This is a genomic window from Bacillus sp. FJAT-29814 (assembly GCF_001510715.1).
Classification (GTDB): Bacteria; Bacillota; Bacilli; order Bacillales; family Cytobacillaceae; genus Neobacillus.
This window is the reverse complement of the sequence record NZ_LMTJ01000007.1, coordinates 94,928-108,864: the sequence shown is the minus strand read 5'-3', so window position 1 is coordinate 108,864 and position 13,937 is coordinate 94,928. Positions and strand designations below refer to the sequence as shown.

Annotated in this window: 15 protein-coding genes; 9 read left to right on the top strand and 6 right to left on the bottom strand. The window is 43.0% G+C overall.

Annotated elements, in window-relative coordinates; translation table 11 throughout:
- Window positions 1-193: 193 nt before the first annotated feature.
- Window positions 194-709: a DoxX family membrane protein gene (locus AR334_RS19440; RefSeq protein ID WP_066315829.1), complete on the top strand. Its 516-nt coding sequence runs from the start codon at window positions 194-196 to the stop codon at window positions 707-709.
- A gap of 112 nt (window positions 710-821) precedes the next feature.
- Here AR334_RS19440 and AR334_RS19435 read toward each other — a convergent pair whose 3' ends face one another.
- The 4 genes from AR334_RS19435 to AR334_RS29060 all read right to left on the bottom strand — a co-directional run bounded on the left by AR334_RS19435 (window position 822) and on the right by AR334_RS29060 (window position 3,479).
- Entirely contained in the window at window positions 822-2,711 is a 1,890-nt protein-coding gene (locus AR334_RS19435) for a M48 family metallopeptidase (protein ID WP_066315826.1), read from the bottom strand.
- A gap of 248 nt (window positions 2,712-2,959) precedes the next feature.
- Complete coding sequence (locus AR334_RS29590) at window positions 2,960-3,136, bottom strand: hypothetical protein (RefSeq protein WP_156431328.1); 177 nt, start codon at window positions 3,134-3,136, stop codon at window positions 2,960-2,962.
- An 89-nt stretch (window positions 3,137-3,225) separates the two neighbouring features.
- A complete protein-coding gene (locus AR334_RS29065; protein ID WP_082693032.1) occupies window positions 3,226-3,333 on the bottom strand; it encodes a YjcZ family sporulation protein in 108 nt (35 codons plus the stop codon).
- A 44-nt stretch (window positions 3,334-3,377) separates the two neighbouring features.
- Complete coding sequence (locus AR334_RS29060) at window positions 3,378-3,479, bottom strand: YjcZ family sporulation protein (protein WP_082693031.1); 102 nt, start codon at window positions 3,477-3,479, stop codon at window positions 3,378-3,380.
- 374 nt (window positions 3,480-3,853) lie between these two features.
- Between AR334_RS29060 and AR334_RS19430 the strand changes: the two genes are divergently transcribed.
- The 4 genes from AR334_RS19430 to AR334_RS19415 all read left to right on the top strand — a co-directional run bounded on the left by AR334_RS19430 (window position 3,854) and on the right by AR334_RS19415 (window position 6,722).
- A complete protein-coding gene (locus AR334_RS19430; protein ID WP_066315823.1) occupies window positions 3,854-4,270 on the top strand; it encodes a DUF1259 domain-containing protein in 417 nt (138 codons plus the stop codon).
- Between the two features lie 288 nt (window positions 4,271-4,558).
- On the top strand, window positions 4,559-5,050 hold the full coding sequence (gene pssA, locus AR334_RS19425) for a CDP-diacylglycerol--serine O-phosphatidyltransferase (protein WP_066315813.1): 492 nt from the start codon (window positions 4,559-4,561) through the stop codon (window positions 5,048-5,050).
- Window positions 5,051-5,075: 25 nt separating this feature from the next.
- Window positions 5,076-5,681, top strand: a complete 606-nt coding sequence (locus AR334_RS19420; RefSeq protein WP_066315811.1) for a DedA family protein — start codon at window positions 5,076-5,078, stop codon at window positions 5,679-5,681.
- A gap of 288 nt (window positions 5,682-5,969) precedes the next feature.
- Complete coding sequence (locus tag AR334_RS19415; RefSeq protein ID WP_066315809.1) at window positions 5,970-6,722, top strand: SDR family NAD(P)-dependent oxidoreductase; 753 nt, start codon at window positions 5,970-5,972, stop codon at window positions 6,720-6,722.
- A 275-nt stretch (window positions 6,723-6,997) separates the two neighbouring features.
- On the opposite strand, the gene AR334_RS19410 is transcribed toward AR334_RS19415, so the two are convergent.
- Both AR334_RS19410 and fabG read right to left on the bottom strand, forming a co-directional pair.
- Complete coding sequence (locus AR334_RS19410) at window positions 6,998-7,810, bottom strand: alpha/beta fold hydrolase (RefSeq protein WP_066315800.1); 813 nt, start codon at window positions 7,808-7,810, stop codon at window positions 6,998-7,000.
- 70 nt (window positions 7,811-7,880) lie between these two features.
- A complete protein-coding gene (fabG, locus tag AR334_RS19405) occupies window positions 7,881-8,621 on the bottom strand; it encodes a 3-oxoacyl-ACP reductase FabG (protein ID WP_066315798.1) in 741 nt (246 codons plus the stop codon).
- Between the two features lie 239 nt (window positions 8,622-8,860).
- Between fabG and AR334_RS19400 the strand changes: the two genes are divergently transcribed.
- The 4 genes from AR334_RS19400 to AR334_RS19385 all read left to right on the top strand — a co-directional run bounded on the left by AR334_RS19400 (window position 8,861) and on the right by AR334_RS19385 (window position 13,935).
- Window positions 8,861-10,039, top strand: coding sequence for an acetyl-CoA C-acetyltransferase (locus AR334_RS19400; RefSeq protein ID WP_066315796.1), 1,179 nt, complete (start codon window positions 8,861-8,863; stop codon window positions 10,037-10,039).
- A gap of 284 nt (window positions 10,040-10,323) precedes the next feature.
- Window positions 10,324-11,754: a sigma-54-dependent Fis family transcriptional regulator gene (locus tag AR334_RS19395; RefSeq protein ID WP_066315794.1), complete on the top strand. Its 1,431-nt coding sequence runs from the start codon at window positions 10,324-10,326 to the stop codon at window positions 11,752-11,754.
- 303 nt (window positions 11,755-12,057) lie between these two features.
- Window positions 12,058-12,930 carry a branched-chain amino acid ABC transporter permease gene (locus AR334_RS19390; protein WP_066315790.1) on the top strand — a complete coding sequence of 291 codons (873 nt, stop codon included), beginning with the start codon at window positions 12,058-12,060 and terminating at the stop codon, window positions 12,928-12,930.
- 3 nt (window positions 12,931-12,933) lie between these two features.
- A complete protein-coding gene (locus AR334_RS19385) occupies window positions 12,934-13,935 on the top strand; it encodes a branched-chain amino acid ABC transporter permease (protein ID WP_216638033.1) in 1,002 nt (333 codons plus the stop codon).
- The last annotated feature ends 2 nt before the right edge of the window (window positions 13,936-13,937 follow it).

Below are 13,937 nucleotides of genomic sequence, written 5' to 3'. Positions count from 1 at the left end.
TAAAGGGGCGCTAGGGCACCCCTTAATTGCTAATAAACGCCGTTTGCTCGCTCGTTCAAATCTTTGTCAAACCATTATTAACACTTTGTGAACATAACACTATGACCATGTTATTAACAGGGAGAATGCTATATATTGTAAATGTAAGGAGCAAACATTAATACGGAACAACAAAAATAAGGGGGAAATAAAAATGTTTAACAAATTTTTAAGAGAAAGTAAGATTTCGGCTGCACTATTACTAGTGATTCGTTTATATCTTGGGTATTCTTGGTTCACAGCGGGTTTTCATAAAATTACAGGCGGGTTTGACGCTTCCGGATTCTTAAAAGGAGTAACCGCTAATCCTGTAAAAGGTCCTGATGGCGCCGTCGTTTATGGCTGGTATGTAGAATTCCTTAAAGGCTTCGCACTTCCAAATGTAGATATTTTTAACGTAATCGTTCCTTGGGGTGAAACACTTATCGGTTTAGGCCTACTATTAGGTTGTTTAACCACAGCGGCCATGTTCTTCGGTCTAGTGATGAACTTCTCGTTCTTCCTAGCTGGAACCGTATCTCATAACCCAACAGACATTTTCTTAGGCTTCATCATCTTGGCAGCAGGTTACAACGCCGGCCGTTACGGCTTAGACCGCTGGGTGATTCCGTTCATCCGCAAGACTGCTAAAGTAAACACTGACAAAGGTACAACAGGATCAGCTGCATAAAGCAAAAGACAGGAGGACATCGGTTCTCCTGTTTTTTTTTTGTAAGAAAATAAGTAATAGCCAGGAACATCCGATTGATGGATGGCCCCTGGCCTGTATGTTTAGGCAACACCTAAACACTTAGCAAAGCATGTTTCTGATGTTCACTTTGCCCCAGTATTTGCGACCCTTCGATGTCCTTCACCTTTTTCTCAAAATCTTCATAACCATTGAGAATGTAAAAATGAATGTTTTCGGCGACCTCGAGCTCTTGAGCAAATTTCCCCAATAATTGGTCTGTGTACTCAACCTGATCAATGTCTTCCGGTACTTGGACCGTTAAGGCCAGGGAATAAACCTTTCTTTCCGGAATTAACTCAATGACTTTTCGAACAAGATAGGCCTCAACAATTTCGCTGTGACGACTGAGTTCATCGGCAATTGCGGCCACCTCCTCGGGAGCTTTATCGTGTGGAACGTAATGGTCGTCCAAGCTAAGGGCCGCGGATTCTTCTTCAAACTGCTTTAAAATGTTTGGCCATGCTTCAAGCTGGGCTCTGGTTTCCTCAAATGCTTCCATTTGCCCAGTATAATAATAATATTTTCCAAGGGTGTCCAAAGCCTCTTCCTTTAGCTCCCAATCGATTTCCACTGCTTTTCTGATAAAGTTCTCACCCTTTTGAGCGGTTTCTTCCTTATATAAGTAGATATTTCCGAGTGTAAGGTAAGCAGGGGCAATCCGCTCATCTGGATATTCGGAAATAATTTCCTCCAGTAATACGGTCGCCGGTTCATAGCCAACAAGATTACGGGTCAGCATCGCCTTTTCAAATTTGCTGCGGAGATCAAGTTCCTTACTATTCTCTAATTCATGCAATCTATTTTTTGCTTCATTATAGGAAGCAATTTGTTCCTCCCACCTTTCTCCATTCCGTTCAAACCAAGATTGATTGAATTGCTGAAGGATTGAATCCGGATTGGCAAAGAAATGATCAACTGCCGATTCCCCAATTTGGGGAATAATTGATTTCATCCCGACTGCTTTTAACCGGTCAGTCAGGCAAGGATGGGTATCCACTACGCTGCTTGCCATTGCGAGTTCATTTTTTAGAAATGCTTCTGCAACTGCTGGATCCAGCTTCTGGGATTTATTGAAAAATTGCGAATACGGCTTCGGCACGACGCTCGTTTTTGAGCCTTCTTCAAAAAGTTCCTCAAAGTAATCTTCGTAATAGTATTGCGCGCCAATTGAGATGGCACATAGAGTATCCCGGACTGTTTCTGGTGATGTGACTTTTGCAGATGCGGCATCTGCCGCATATTCCTGCTGGCGGGCCATTACAAACGTATGGGCCGAATACCGAGGATAAAACCATTTGATAAATTTGCGGAACAAGAATGTTCCAAACTGTTCATTCTTCTCCAGGGATGTCATGAGGTTTGCCCAAGTCATTCTAACACGGTAAATCATCGCACCGAACGATGTATCGGAATGTGAAATATGTGCAAGCTCGTGGGCTAATACGGAAGTAAACTGTTCCCGGGTCAGGCCGGACATCAGCGGAATCCCAATTAGCAAAATATTTTTCTTCGGACCAAATAGCCCGAATTTATGATGCTGTAAAACAGCAGCATTGAAATCATCATCCAATACAATGGCATGAATTTTTGGTGTCTTAAGCTTCTTGCTAATGTTCGAGATTGCTTTCTCTAATTCAGGCGCTTCATTTTCTTTTAAATAATACCCTTCCGGCAGCGACATTTTAACAAAAAGCGATTTAATAATGAAAAAAGATAATGCCCCTGTTATCGCCAATACTTTTAGGCTGCCAAACGTAAAATGCCCGTCTGCTAAATATAGGACGGAAATGGTGAGTAAAAATAAAACCAAGGCAAGAAAGAATAAAATATATCCGTAGCCAAGTGCCGTTAATAGTAGCACCTTGAAACGATAGCTTTCGGGATTTTTCTCCGCCTTTGTTTCCAGTTTTCTTACCAGTGATTCAAACTCCTCATTCGTCATTTTTCTCCCCCATTCGAGTTTTTCCATTCTACTTCGATTAAATCATGCTTTCCACAAATGAGGTAGTCCCATTTTTTGCAAATTTAGAATTTTTTTGTTTCTTGAGTTTACTGAATTTGTTTTAGGTTCAATCGCCTGCCAATGTTCCTTGTCAAAAAGAAACGTCTGCAGTAAATGCAAACGTTCCATAAGAGAGTCTATTGGTTGCTTGAAGATTTAGGCTGGCGTATAAAATGAAGTTGACCGTATTAGAAGAAACCGCGTCTTCTTCGTTCAAATTCAAAGCGTCTTCTTCTTTCGAACTCAAAGCGTCTTCTACGCTCTATTTCAATTTCAATTTCAATTCTTCTTCTTCTTTCAATTTCGATTTCAATTTCAATGGGAAAGAACGGTCTTCTTCTAAATCCGTCAGGAAAGGGAAACATGCGCACAACCTCCTTTCCCTAATAAATTTATCGGGAAAAAGGACAGATTCACCAAATCCATCCTTTTTCATTTAATAGATGTCCGTCATTTAGTAGCCGTAGCCGCTCATAAAGGACGCTCCAACAATGATGAGAAGAATGAACAATACTACGATTAAAGCAAAGTTGCTAACATGGCTTCTTCTGCGCTCTTCCATATTTAACACCACCTTTCTTGTCCGGATTTCAGGCTTCACAATGGTTAATAAGCGAAGCTAGCTAGTACGATAATTAAAAGAATGAACAACACTACAATTAATACAAAGCTGCTGCCGCCGCCATATCCGTACATATTCCTCACCATCCTTTGGCCAACTTGGACAACCCCTCGATATATATATATTTCTTAAGAAAAAAGAAGATTGGACAACCATCATTATTTTGAAAAAATTTTAAAAAAGACCATAGGGCTGTTCTTGTGGCACGAAACCATGGTTTTCCGGGAAATCAGATAAAGGTTAAAATGATTGGGATATACTGATTATTATGAAAAAATATACGTAACATAAGGGTTTAGAATGATAGAGAAAGTAGGTTTGAAATGAGTCATAATCGGAGTTTTATATGGGAATGGGAAAGATGTTTTGAATATGTTGAAGACTATATGAAGTAATCATAGGAATGCCCCTGCAACCCACATGAATATAATCTAAAAAGAATGTGGAAGGGGCTATTGATATGTATGACATAAAGCAGCTTGGAGACCAATTTGCCCAAATATTAAATGGGAAAGCTGAAATGACAAAAAATGGCTGTTCGGTAAGCTTAAAGCGAAGTTTTCCTGTTCATATCCAAGGCCGGCCCAGTCATTCAGTTTTGCCAGTAGGAATTTCCTTTGAGTCATTGGATGCAAACGGCCATGCACTAAACCTTGGGGAGATCACATTACTTGAGCAAGAAATCCCAAATTTTTCAAAATCCGTTGTGAGTCAGGGATTAATGGTGAGTGCCTTGCATAATCACTGGATATTTACCCAGCCCAATCTGATGTATATTCATATTCAATCGGTTGAACCTCCTCTCTCCTTTGCGAGAAAAGTTGCCCACGCTTTTACAACATTAACAAGCCGACCAATACAGGGAAATAATGAATGAAAGCCAGGGGGACGGGTCTCCTGGCTTTTTTCTTGGCCGCAAAAAGCCCCTCCAACTTCGGGAGATCCCGGCCGTTTCATTGCCTGGACCTTGGGGACATCGTTTTTTGCAATGAATTCAAGAATGGTCCTTCAATCAAATGGGGTAAGTTAATGATATAAATTAAAACTGTATTATCCCTAATAAAACATTCAGATTTCAAAAAGTTGTCGTTTAAAAATTTTCGGAAGAATATAAAGAAATATGCTAATTAAATGGGTTGAATCGTTAACGTCAGGAGGAATTAATTTGTTTAGTCAAGTAGCAAAAGCGGTCCCCAATTTATTTACAATGGGTAATTTATTGTGCGGTGTTCTTTCCATTACCTGTAATATGAGTGGCTTTTTACAAGTAGCCTCCATATTAGTTTTCCTTTCAGCTATTTTTGACCTTCTTGACGGAAGAATTGCTAGAGGATTAAAAGTTAACAGTGAAATAGGTGTCCAATTGGATTCCTTAGCGGATATTGTTAGTTTTGGTGTTGCTCCTGCGCTTATATTTCATACAATAGCGGTACCGTCTATTTTAACTTCTTTGGCATTTATCCTTTTCCCCATAATGGGTGCGTTAAGATTGGCTAAGTTTAATGTAAAACCAACCATTGGCTATTTTAGAGGATTGCCTATTCCAGCGGCTGGATTGCCACTCGCTGCAATGGGATTCTTTTCATATAGTAATGCATGGATTACTTTAACCCTTGCTGTTTTAATGGTAAGCCCCATTAAAGTTAAAAAACTTTAATTTATTAATTAGGTGGGAATTAATAATGCAGCATATAGATTTCCTAATCGAGCATTTTGGATATTTGGGAATCATTGTAGTGTTAATTGGTGGTATTATTGGTCTTCCGATACCTGATGAGGTTCTTTTAACATATGTTGGCTACAATGTCTTCCAAGGTAAATTAACATATATAATGTCTTTGTTAAGTGCATTTACGGGTGCCGCAGGAGGAATCTCCCTTAGCTACTATATCGGTTATAGGTTTGGATTACCTTTGTTAAAAAAATTTGGTCCCAAATTTCATATCACCGAGAAGAAAATTAATTTGACAAAGAATTTGTTCCAAAAAATTGGACCGACAGTTTTATTAATTGGCTATTTCATTCCTGGAGTTCGCCATCTTGCGGCTTACATCGCAGCAATAAATAAATACCCTTTTAGAAAATTCTTAGTTTTTGCCTATACGGGGGCATTCATATGGACTTTTACTTTCATTACTTTAGGCAGTAAACTAGGGCAAGATTGGAAACAAGTTGAAGCTTATGTATCAAAATATAGCATTTTTTTAATTTTGTTTATTTTAATCATATTGATTATTTTTTATTATTTCTGGAAGAAAAAGAGTAAAAAAGTTGGCTTTAAAAACTGAAACTCCTATTCCAACACAGAAATAAAACAACAATCAAATAAATAGGGAGTTACGAACAGTCGTCCAATGTGGTCCACTGATCAAAAAAAACGGTGGAATACTTGTGGATTTGTTCAGTGCCCCTAAGTATTGCTAATTTTGTAACAATTTCAACGAAAGTTTGTGATATAGTGAGCATATAGCAACTTTATCCTTCTACTTGCCAACTATTATTAGTTGACGGTGACCATCCTTGCAGGGATATCGCAGTAGAAATTCACACAAGAACCCGAAAAAGGAGATAGAAAAATGACAGAAAAATTAAGTAATAAAGTGGCAATTATAACAGGTGGAGGCAGTGGATTTGGTAGAGAAACGGCGTTAAAACTGGCTAAGAAAGGGACAAATATTTCAATAGTTGATCTATCAACAGAAAATGGGGAAGAGACAGTTCGCCTTTGTAAAGAACTGGGCACTGATGCCATATTCATTCAAGCCGATGTGAGTAAGGTTGAGGATGTAAAAAGATATGTAGTGCAAACGGTTGATCACTTTGGAAAAATCGATTTATTCTTTAACAATGCTGGAATTTCTGGATCGGGAGTACGCACGCTAGAATGTTCTGTAGAAGAATTCGATGCCATTGTTAACGTGAATCTAAAGGGTGTCTTCTACGGGTTAAAATATGTAGTGAATGAAATGCGAAAGAGCGGGGGCGGTGTGATTGTCAATACGGCCTCACTGGGCGGATTGGTTGGAATGCCTACTTTGGGCGCTTATTCAGCAACGAAACATGCTGTTATTGGGCTGACGAAAACCATTGCCGGAGAGTATGGAAGGGAAAATATCAGAATCAATGCGATTGCTCCAGGCACGAATGAAACACCAATGGTAAAAGCCTTTCCGGCAGAGGCCATTGAAGCCATGGCTGAAGCGGTCCCGATGGGCAGATTAGGCCAGCCTCATGAGGTTGCAGATGTGGTCGCCTTCCTGCTGAGCGACGAAGCTTCCTATATTCATGGTGCTGTCATTTCGATTGATGGCGGAGCCGCTGCTTTATAATAACATCGACTCACCATAAGCGTTTAGAACCGAAAGTCCAAGCAATTTTTCAAAAAAGATAAGCTCAGAGCAAACTCTGGGCTTTTTGCATGCCATTTTGATTGGAGCAATGACCCATCCATTTTCGACCTCCAACTACACCAATAGAGTTTATTGGAGAAGTGATGGTTCAAAAATGCATCTCCGACTACGCTTATAGAGGTTATAGGAGCAGTAACGGCGTAAAAAAAGCCCCTCCAACTACGCCAATAGCGCTTATTGGAGAGGCGGTCTGCCTAACAATATTTCAAAATAAACCCAATCATCGCGGTTTTCAAGGCTTCCGGCTGTTCAAAAATCGTGACATGACCGCATTCGGGAATAATCATGTATTCTGTGTTCGGGATGTTTTTAACCAGGATATCTGCAAACTTCCGCGGTGTGAGCAGGTCATTTTCACCGAGGACGACAAGCGTAGGACAAGTGATCCGCCCCAGCTCTCCGGTCAAATTTAAATCATTCACATACGTTTCATACAAATTCACTTGGCCGGCAAAATAGTTAGGATCGATATCATTCATTAGTTTCGCTCTCTCCGCTAGAAAGTCCTTATTTTTCGCAACAAACGCATTGCCATATAAGGAAGGGACGGCGCCCCAGAAAAAGGCTTCGCCTTGCTGTTGCTGGGCTAAGTGCTTCCAACCTTCGACAAATAGCTTGCTGATCTCATCGACTTCACTGGCCGCATCGATGAGGACTAAGCTCGCGACCGCCTCTGGATAATCAATCGCAAATCGCATGGCGACTTCTCCGCCATAGGACGTGCCGATAAGGTGAACCTTCACCACACCCAATTCCTCTAATAGCTTTTTGGCATCATCAGCATGCTCCTTAAAGGTATAGGGCCCTTCCGGCTTGTCCGATTTCATTTGCCCTTTGAAATCATGAAGCACAATCCGATAGCCAAGCTTTTCAAAAAAGGGGTAATACAACGCCCAACTGGTCGTGGTTGTCATCACTCCGTTAAGAAACATAATCGTGTTTTGGGCATCTGGATTGCCATAGGTTTCATAATAAAGATTGTTACCGTTAATATTCATAAGTGGCATCTCTCACACCTCCTAAAAAAATAGCCAAAGAGCTGAATCGAAAAAATCAATTCAGCCCCTAGAAATTCTATTACAGTACCACTCCGCCATCGACACTAAGCACAGTGCCAGTGACATAACGCGCTTCATCTGAAGCCAAGAAGGTATAGGCGTTGGCGATATCTTCCGGCTCGCCCAACATGCCAAGCGGGGATTTTCCCTTCATCATATCGAGTACCTTTTCAGGCATTTTTTGAACCATCGGTGTCATGATAAATCCTGGTGCCACGGCATTGACACGGATACCGAAACGGCCAAGCTCTTTTGCCCACGTCTTTGTCATCCCGATGACACCCCACTTAGTGGCTGCATAGTTCGTTTGGCCAAAGTTTCCATACAAGCCGACGACTGAGGAGGCATTTAAAATGACTCCGCTTTTTTGCTCCTTCATGAGCTTGGCAGCCGCTTGCGCCACATTGAAGACGCCTTTTAAGTTAACATCGATTACGCGATCCCATTGGGCCTCTTCCATTTTAATCAATTGGGCATCAGCCGTGATTCCTGCATTATTCACGACAATGTCAACGCTTCCAAAGTGCTGGACAGTTTCAGTAATCATGTTTTCTACCTGCTCCACATTGGTTACATCGACAACCATTCCAATTGCTTCCCCGCCAGCTTCGGTAATGGCTTGAACCGTTTGGTCAATATCCTCCTTGTTCACATCCGCTACGACTACTTTTGCTCCCTCCTTGGCAAACTTAAGTGCCGTTGCTTCGCCAATTCCTCTTCCTGCTCCAGTGATGATGGCTACCTTTTCTGCTAATCTCATAAATATCCCTCCAAAATGAATAGTCATTTATTTATCTCGCAAGAATCATGCCAATTTGATTTTACCAAAGGCTAAAGGATTTTAGGTCATATGGCTGTCGTGTTTTGTCGACAAAATCAGACAGTGTCTGAAATTCGGACAGTTTGGCTGGGTGTGAAACCGGGCCAGTCGTGATAATCCAACTTGGTACGATTATTGCATTATAGTAAATTGAGTTTTTATTTAATGGAGGGATTTTTATGAGAGAGGTAGTTATTGTAGGAGCAGCGAGAACGCCTGTCGGCAGTTTCGGAGGCGCTTTCAAGGATGTGTCGGCGGTGGACTTGGGCGTAACAGCGGCGAAGGAAGCGATCAAACGGGCAGGCATTTCAGCTGACATCATTGATGAAGTGCTCGTTGGAAATATTTTATCAGCGGGATTAGGGCAAAATGTAGCCCGTCAGGTAGCGATTTATTCAGGGCTGCCGGAAGAAACGCCGGCGATGACAATTAATAAGCTATGCGGGTCTGGGCTCAGAACAGTTACGATGGGAGTGCAGTTTATCGCGGTCGGTGATGCCGATGTGATTCTGGCTGGTGGAATCGAAAGCATGAGCCAAGCGCCATATTTACTTCAAAATGCTCGTTGGGGAATGAAAATGGGTCATCAGGAAGTGGTAGATTCGTTAATCTACGATGCGCTAACTGATAAATTTCACGATATTCATATGGGCGTAACCGCTGAAAATATTGCCGAAAAATGGGGTATCACAAGAGAGGAACAGGATGCCTTTGCGGCTGAGAGCCAGCGCCGTGCGGTAGCAGCACAACAGGAAGGACGATTCAACGATGAAATTGTTCCGGTCAGCATCCCGCAGCGCAAAGGCGAGCCGGTGGTCGTGGCTGCCGATGAATACCCGAGACCTGGAACAACAGCGGAGAAGCTGGCGAAATTGCGCCCAGCCTTTAAAAAGGATGGCACAGTCACAGCCGGGAATGCCTCTGGACTAAATGATGGGGCCGCGATGGTTGTCCTCATGGCCAAAGAGAAAGCGCTGGAACTCGGGATTGAGCCTCTGGCAACGGTAAAATCCTATTCCTCAGCTGCGCTGGACCCGAGGATTATGGGATTTGGGCCGGTGCCGGCAACGAAAAAAGCATTAGAAAAAGCGAAGCTGTCGGTTGAGGATCTTGACCTGATTGAAGCGAATGAAGCGTTCGCCGCGCAATCGCTGGCCGTCATGAAGGGATTGGAGCTCGACCCATCCAAGGTCAATGTAAACGGTGGGGCGATTGCCTTAGGTCATCCGGTTGGGGCTTCTGGCGCCCGAATTTTGGTTACCTTGCTATATGAAATGAAGAAACGGGACGCGAAAACGGGCCTTGCCACCCTTTGCATTGGCGGGGGACAAGGAATTTCGCTGATTGTTGAGAGATAAGACATCGAGAGGGGCCCGGCTTGGCTGAGGCCCTTTTTGTTTTGGGCAAGAAGCATAATTGACGACAGTTTTAATTAAAAACTTTATGAAAGTGTTGCCAAGAAGCCATATAGACGACAGTTTTAATAAAAACCCTTATCAAAGTGTTCTCAATAACTCTTATAGAGGACAGAAGCCATCGATAGGCGCCTCGCCTTTTTTTAGACATAAATTATCCCTACCTAAACCCTCTGAATTTCTATACAATAGAAGGAGGTATTCCTGGTTAGGGAGGTCATCGCTTTATGAGTTTAGAAGTTTCCAATGTTGTCACGACCGTAGACTTAGAACTATTGGGTTCGGAGGAATTTCTTAATACAGTCGAGAAAATTTTTGACCCGATTGGTGTTCCGATTATTTTAATTGATAAAGATACAAGAATTCGGATGATTAACCAAATTTTTGCCGACTATTTGGGGTTTCCGAAGGATGAGGTTATTGGAAAGCCTGTACTCGAAGTGGATGAATTTTCGCGCTTTCCGTATGTGTTTAAAACGAAGAAGTCGGAGATTGCCTGGAAACATAAGTTTAAGAACGGCAAGACGGCGATTGTTCACCGAATTCCGGTCCTCGATCAAAACCATGAGGTTGTCTATGGTTTTGGCATGCTGCTTTTCCAAGAAATTAAGGAATTTAAGGATATTATTGAAAAAAATAAGCTGCTCGAAAGTGCGCTGTCCTATGCCAAGGAACAGCTTGTTCAAATTCAGGGTGCGAAGTACAGCTGGGAAAATATCCTCGGTACCAGCGAGAAGATGGTGCGCGCGATTTATATGGGAAGAAGGGCTTCGCAGACAAAGTCCAATGTGCTCCTCCTCGGAGAAAGCGGGACTGGCAAGGAATTGTTTGCCCATGCGATTCATCATTCGAGCAACCGAAGTCATGAAAGCTTCATAAAGGTGAACTGTGCGGCGATTCCTGCTGAACTCCTCGAATCGGAATTGTTTGGCTATATGGAAGGTGCTTTTACTGGCGCGAAAAAAGGCGGGAAGTTGGGTAAATTTGAACTGGCGAATAATGGAACGATTTTTCTCGACGAAATCGGCGACATGCCGCTGGCGATGCAGGCGAAGCTGCTCCGTGTCCTTCAGGAAAAAGAAATCGAACGGGTCGGCGGGACGAGAACCATTCCGGTTGATGTCCGGGTGATTGCCGCTACAAACAAAAATCTTGAAAAAATGGTGGCCGAGGGCCAATTCCGTGAGGATTTATTTTACCGGCTCAATGTCATGTCGATTGAAATTCCGCCACTGCGTGAGCGGGAGGACGATGCGGCGGCAATTGCGATGAAACTGCTGGATAAGCTGTCCTCACAGCTTGGTGTTTATGTTTGCCACATTTCGAAAAATGCGATGGACCACATCCTCCGCTATAGCTGGCCAGGTAATGTTCGGGAACTCGAGAATGTGCTAGAGCGGGCCATCAATTTAACCGATACCGATACGATTCGGACCGTCCATTTGCCATACAACATCACGAATTCAAAAAGGTCGCAAAAATTGGCGAAAGGCCAGACACTGAAGAGCATTTTGGAAGAGACGGAAAAGGAAGTCATCAAGAATTGCCTGGAGGAGTTTAACTATAATAAGGTGAAAGTGGCGGAAACGCTACAGATTAGCCGATCCAGTCTTTATGACAAGATTGAAAAGTACCAATTGGAGGACTCTTTGTCGTAAAAACAAACACTGTCGGAAAATCGGACACTTCAAACAGAAAACGTTTTCAACCAAAACGAATAAATGAAAAAGACTTTGACCACATCAAAGTCTTTTTTTTATTCGTTAAAAAAGTATTCACAATTGCCCAGCCCTTTATAAAACAGGGTTCTTAAACAATAATCAGCAAATTTCGCCCCTGTTTTTTTAAAAAAAATGAAAGCGTTTATAAAAGTTGGCACGCAACTTGCATCATAAATAAGCGAAGGATTACCAAAGCGAAAAAATTTACTTTACATACTACGAGAAAAAGGAGGATTCCTAATGGTTGAATTTTTTCAAAATGTCATCGCCGGGTTGGAGACAGGAAGTTTATATGCCTTAGCCGCATTAGGGTTGGTTCTGATTTACCGGACCTCCGATGTCATTAACTTTGCACAGGGCGAGATGGCCATGTTCAGCAGCTTTATCGCCTTTACGCTGTTTCAACAAACGATGTCCTATCCGGTGGCGTTTTTGGGAGCGATTGTGTTCGCGGTCGTTTTAGGGTTTTTGGTGGAACGGATCTTTATCCGGCCGGCCTCGAAAGCGACGCTCGTCAGCAAAATGATTATCACCCTTGGCTTGATTATGATTTTTAACGGCTTGGCTTCGGCGATTTTCGGCATTGATATGCATCCGTTCCGCAAGGCGTTAACGATGGACAACATGACTATTGGCGAGGTCATCATACAACCTAATGCAATCTTTATCATTTCGATCACATTGGTGATCATGGCAATCCTGTTCTATATGATTAAAAACACGGTGATGGGCATTGCAATTCGGGCAACGGCGCAAAATGAAACAACGGCGAAATTGATGGGGGTTCCGGTTTCTAAGGTGTATTCCTTGTCATGGATTATCGCCACCGTTCTTGGGGCGATTGCCGGCGTGCTCATTGCTCCAACAACGAACGTCTCGACCACAATGATGGCGGAGGTCCATTTGAAATCGTTTATCGCCGCGGTACTAGGAGGCTTCGGTTCGTTTGTCGGACCGGTTGTCGGCGGCTTTGTCATCGGGGTATTTGATAACCTGGTTGGCTATTACATTTCCTTGCAATGGAAAACCGTCATTGTTTATGCCTTATTGATTATCATCTTAATTGTCAAACCGACAGGACTGTTCGGCAAAGTCCACCGAAAGAAGGTGTAACGCGTGAAGGGAATACTACAGAACAAACCATTTCTCTATATCCTGACTGGACTGATCGTGGCGATGATTCCACTCGTAACCGATATGGACCGGTCGACGTTGACGATGTTAAATCTGATTGTGATTTATGCGATCGTTGCCATCGGATTCAATATTTTGCTAGGCTATGCCGGACAAATTTCGCTTGGCCATGCCGCGTTCATGGGGCTGGGGGCTTACATATCGGCCTATTTCACATCCAACTTTGAATTGCCGTTTTTAGTCAGTTTACTGTTAGCCGGTGTCATTCCGATGGTCGTCGGCCTCATCCTCGGCCTGGTGGCGCTCAGGTTGGAAGGTCACTATTTGGCGATTGCTACCTTGGGCTTTGGCGTCGCGCTTCAGCAGACCTTTAAAGAATGGATTGGCTTTACAAACGGGTTTTCCGGGGCAAGAGCGGTCACACCAGAGATCTTCGGCTTTGCGTTACGAGAGCGGGAACATTTCTTTGTGTTAGTGGTCATAGTCTGCGTCCTGTTAATCTTATTTGCTCATAATCTACTATCTTCAAAAACCGGCCGGGCGTTAATTGCGATGCGTGACAGCGAGCATGCGGCTCAGGCGATGGGCGTCAGCTTGTTCAAATACAAATTAATCGCGTTTGCGTTGAGCACATTTTATGCGGGGATTGGCGGTTCGTTATATGTCCACTTAATCCGGTTTACCGAACCGAACCAATGGGGCATTGATGTTTCGTTAAATTTATTGGCAATGGTGGTAATCGGCGGCCTTGCTTCAATTCCAGGAAGTGTTCTGGGGGCGGCGTTTATCGTGTTTATCCCGGAATTTGTTAAGGATATTGAGTGGCTTCAGAATATTAAAAATGTCGCCAGCATCTTTACCGGTGTGGCCCTTGTGTTAGTCATCCTGTTTTTCCCGTACGGACTTGCCAGAATCGGCACCCAGATAAAAGCATCACTGCTTAAACGGCAGAAGCAGCCGATACCGAAGGAAATGGAGGGATAACC

Coding starts and splice junctions, on each gene's coding strand:
- AR334_RS19440 (WP_066315829.1), top strand. CDS start 194: ATGTTTAACAAATTTTTAAGAGAAAGTAAGATTTCGGCTGCACTATTA.
- AR334_RS19435 (WP_066315826.1), bottom strand. CDS start 2,711: ATGACGAATGAGGAGTTTGAATCACTGGTAAGAAAACTGGAAACAAAG.
- AR334_RS29590 (WP_156431328.1), bottom strand. CDS start 3,136: ATGTTTCCCTTTCCTGACGGATTTAGAAGAAGACCGTTCTTTCCCATT.
- AR334_RS29065 (WP_082693032.1), bottom strand. CDS start 3,333: ATGGAAGAGCGCAGAAGAAGCCATGTTAGCAACTTTGCTTTAATCGTA.
- AR334_RS29060 (WP_082693031.1), bottom strand. CDS start 3,479: ATGGTGAGGAATATGTACGGATATGGCGGCGGCAGCAGCTTTGTATTA.
- AR334_RS19430 (WP_066315823.1), top strand. CDS start 3,854: ATGTATGACATAAAGCAGCTTGGAGACCAATTTGCCCAAATATTAAAT.
- AR334_RS19420 (WP_066315811.1), top strand. CDS start 5,076: ATGCAGCATATAGATTTCCTAATCGAGCATTTTGGATATTTGGGAATC.
- AR334_RS19415 (WP_066315809.1), top strand. CDS start 5,970: ATGACAGAAAAATTAAGTAATAAAGTGGCAATTATAACAGGTGGAGGC.
- AR334_RS19410 (WP_066315800.1), bottom strand. CDS start 7,810: ATGCCACTTATGAATATTAACGGTAACAATCTTTATTATGAAACCTAT.
- fabG (WP_066315798.1), bottom strand. CDS start 8,621: ATGAGATTAGCAGAAAAGGTAGCCATCATCACTGGAGCAGGAAGAGGA.
- AR334_RS19400 (WP_066315796.1), top strand. CDS start 8,861: ATGAGAGAGGTAGTTATTGTAGGAGCAGCGAGAACGCCTGTCGGCAGT.
- AR334_RS19395 (WP_066315794.1), top strand. CDS start 10,324: ATGAGTTTAGAAGTTTCCAATGTTGTCACGACCGTAGACTTAGAACTA.
- AR334_RS19390 (WP_066315790.1), top strand. CDS start 12,058: ATGGTTGAATTTTTTCAAAATGTCATCGCCGGGTTGGAGACAGGAAGT.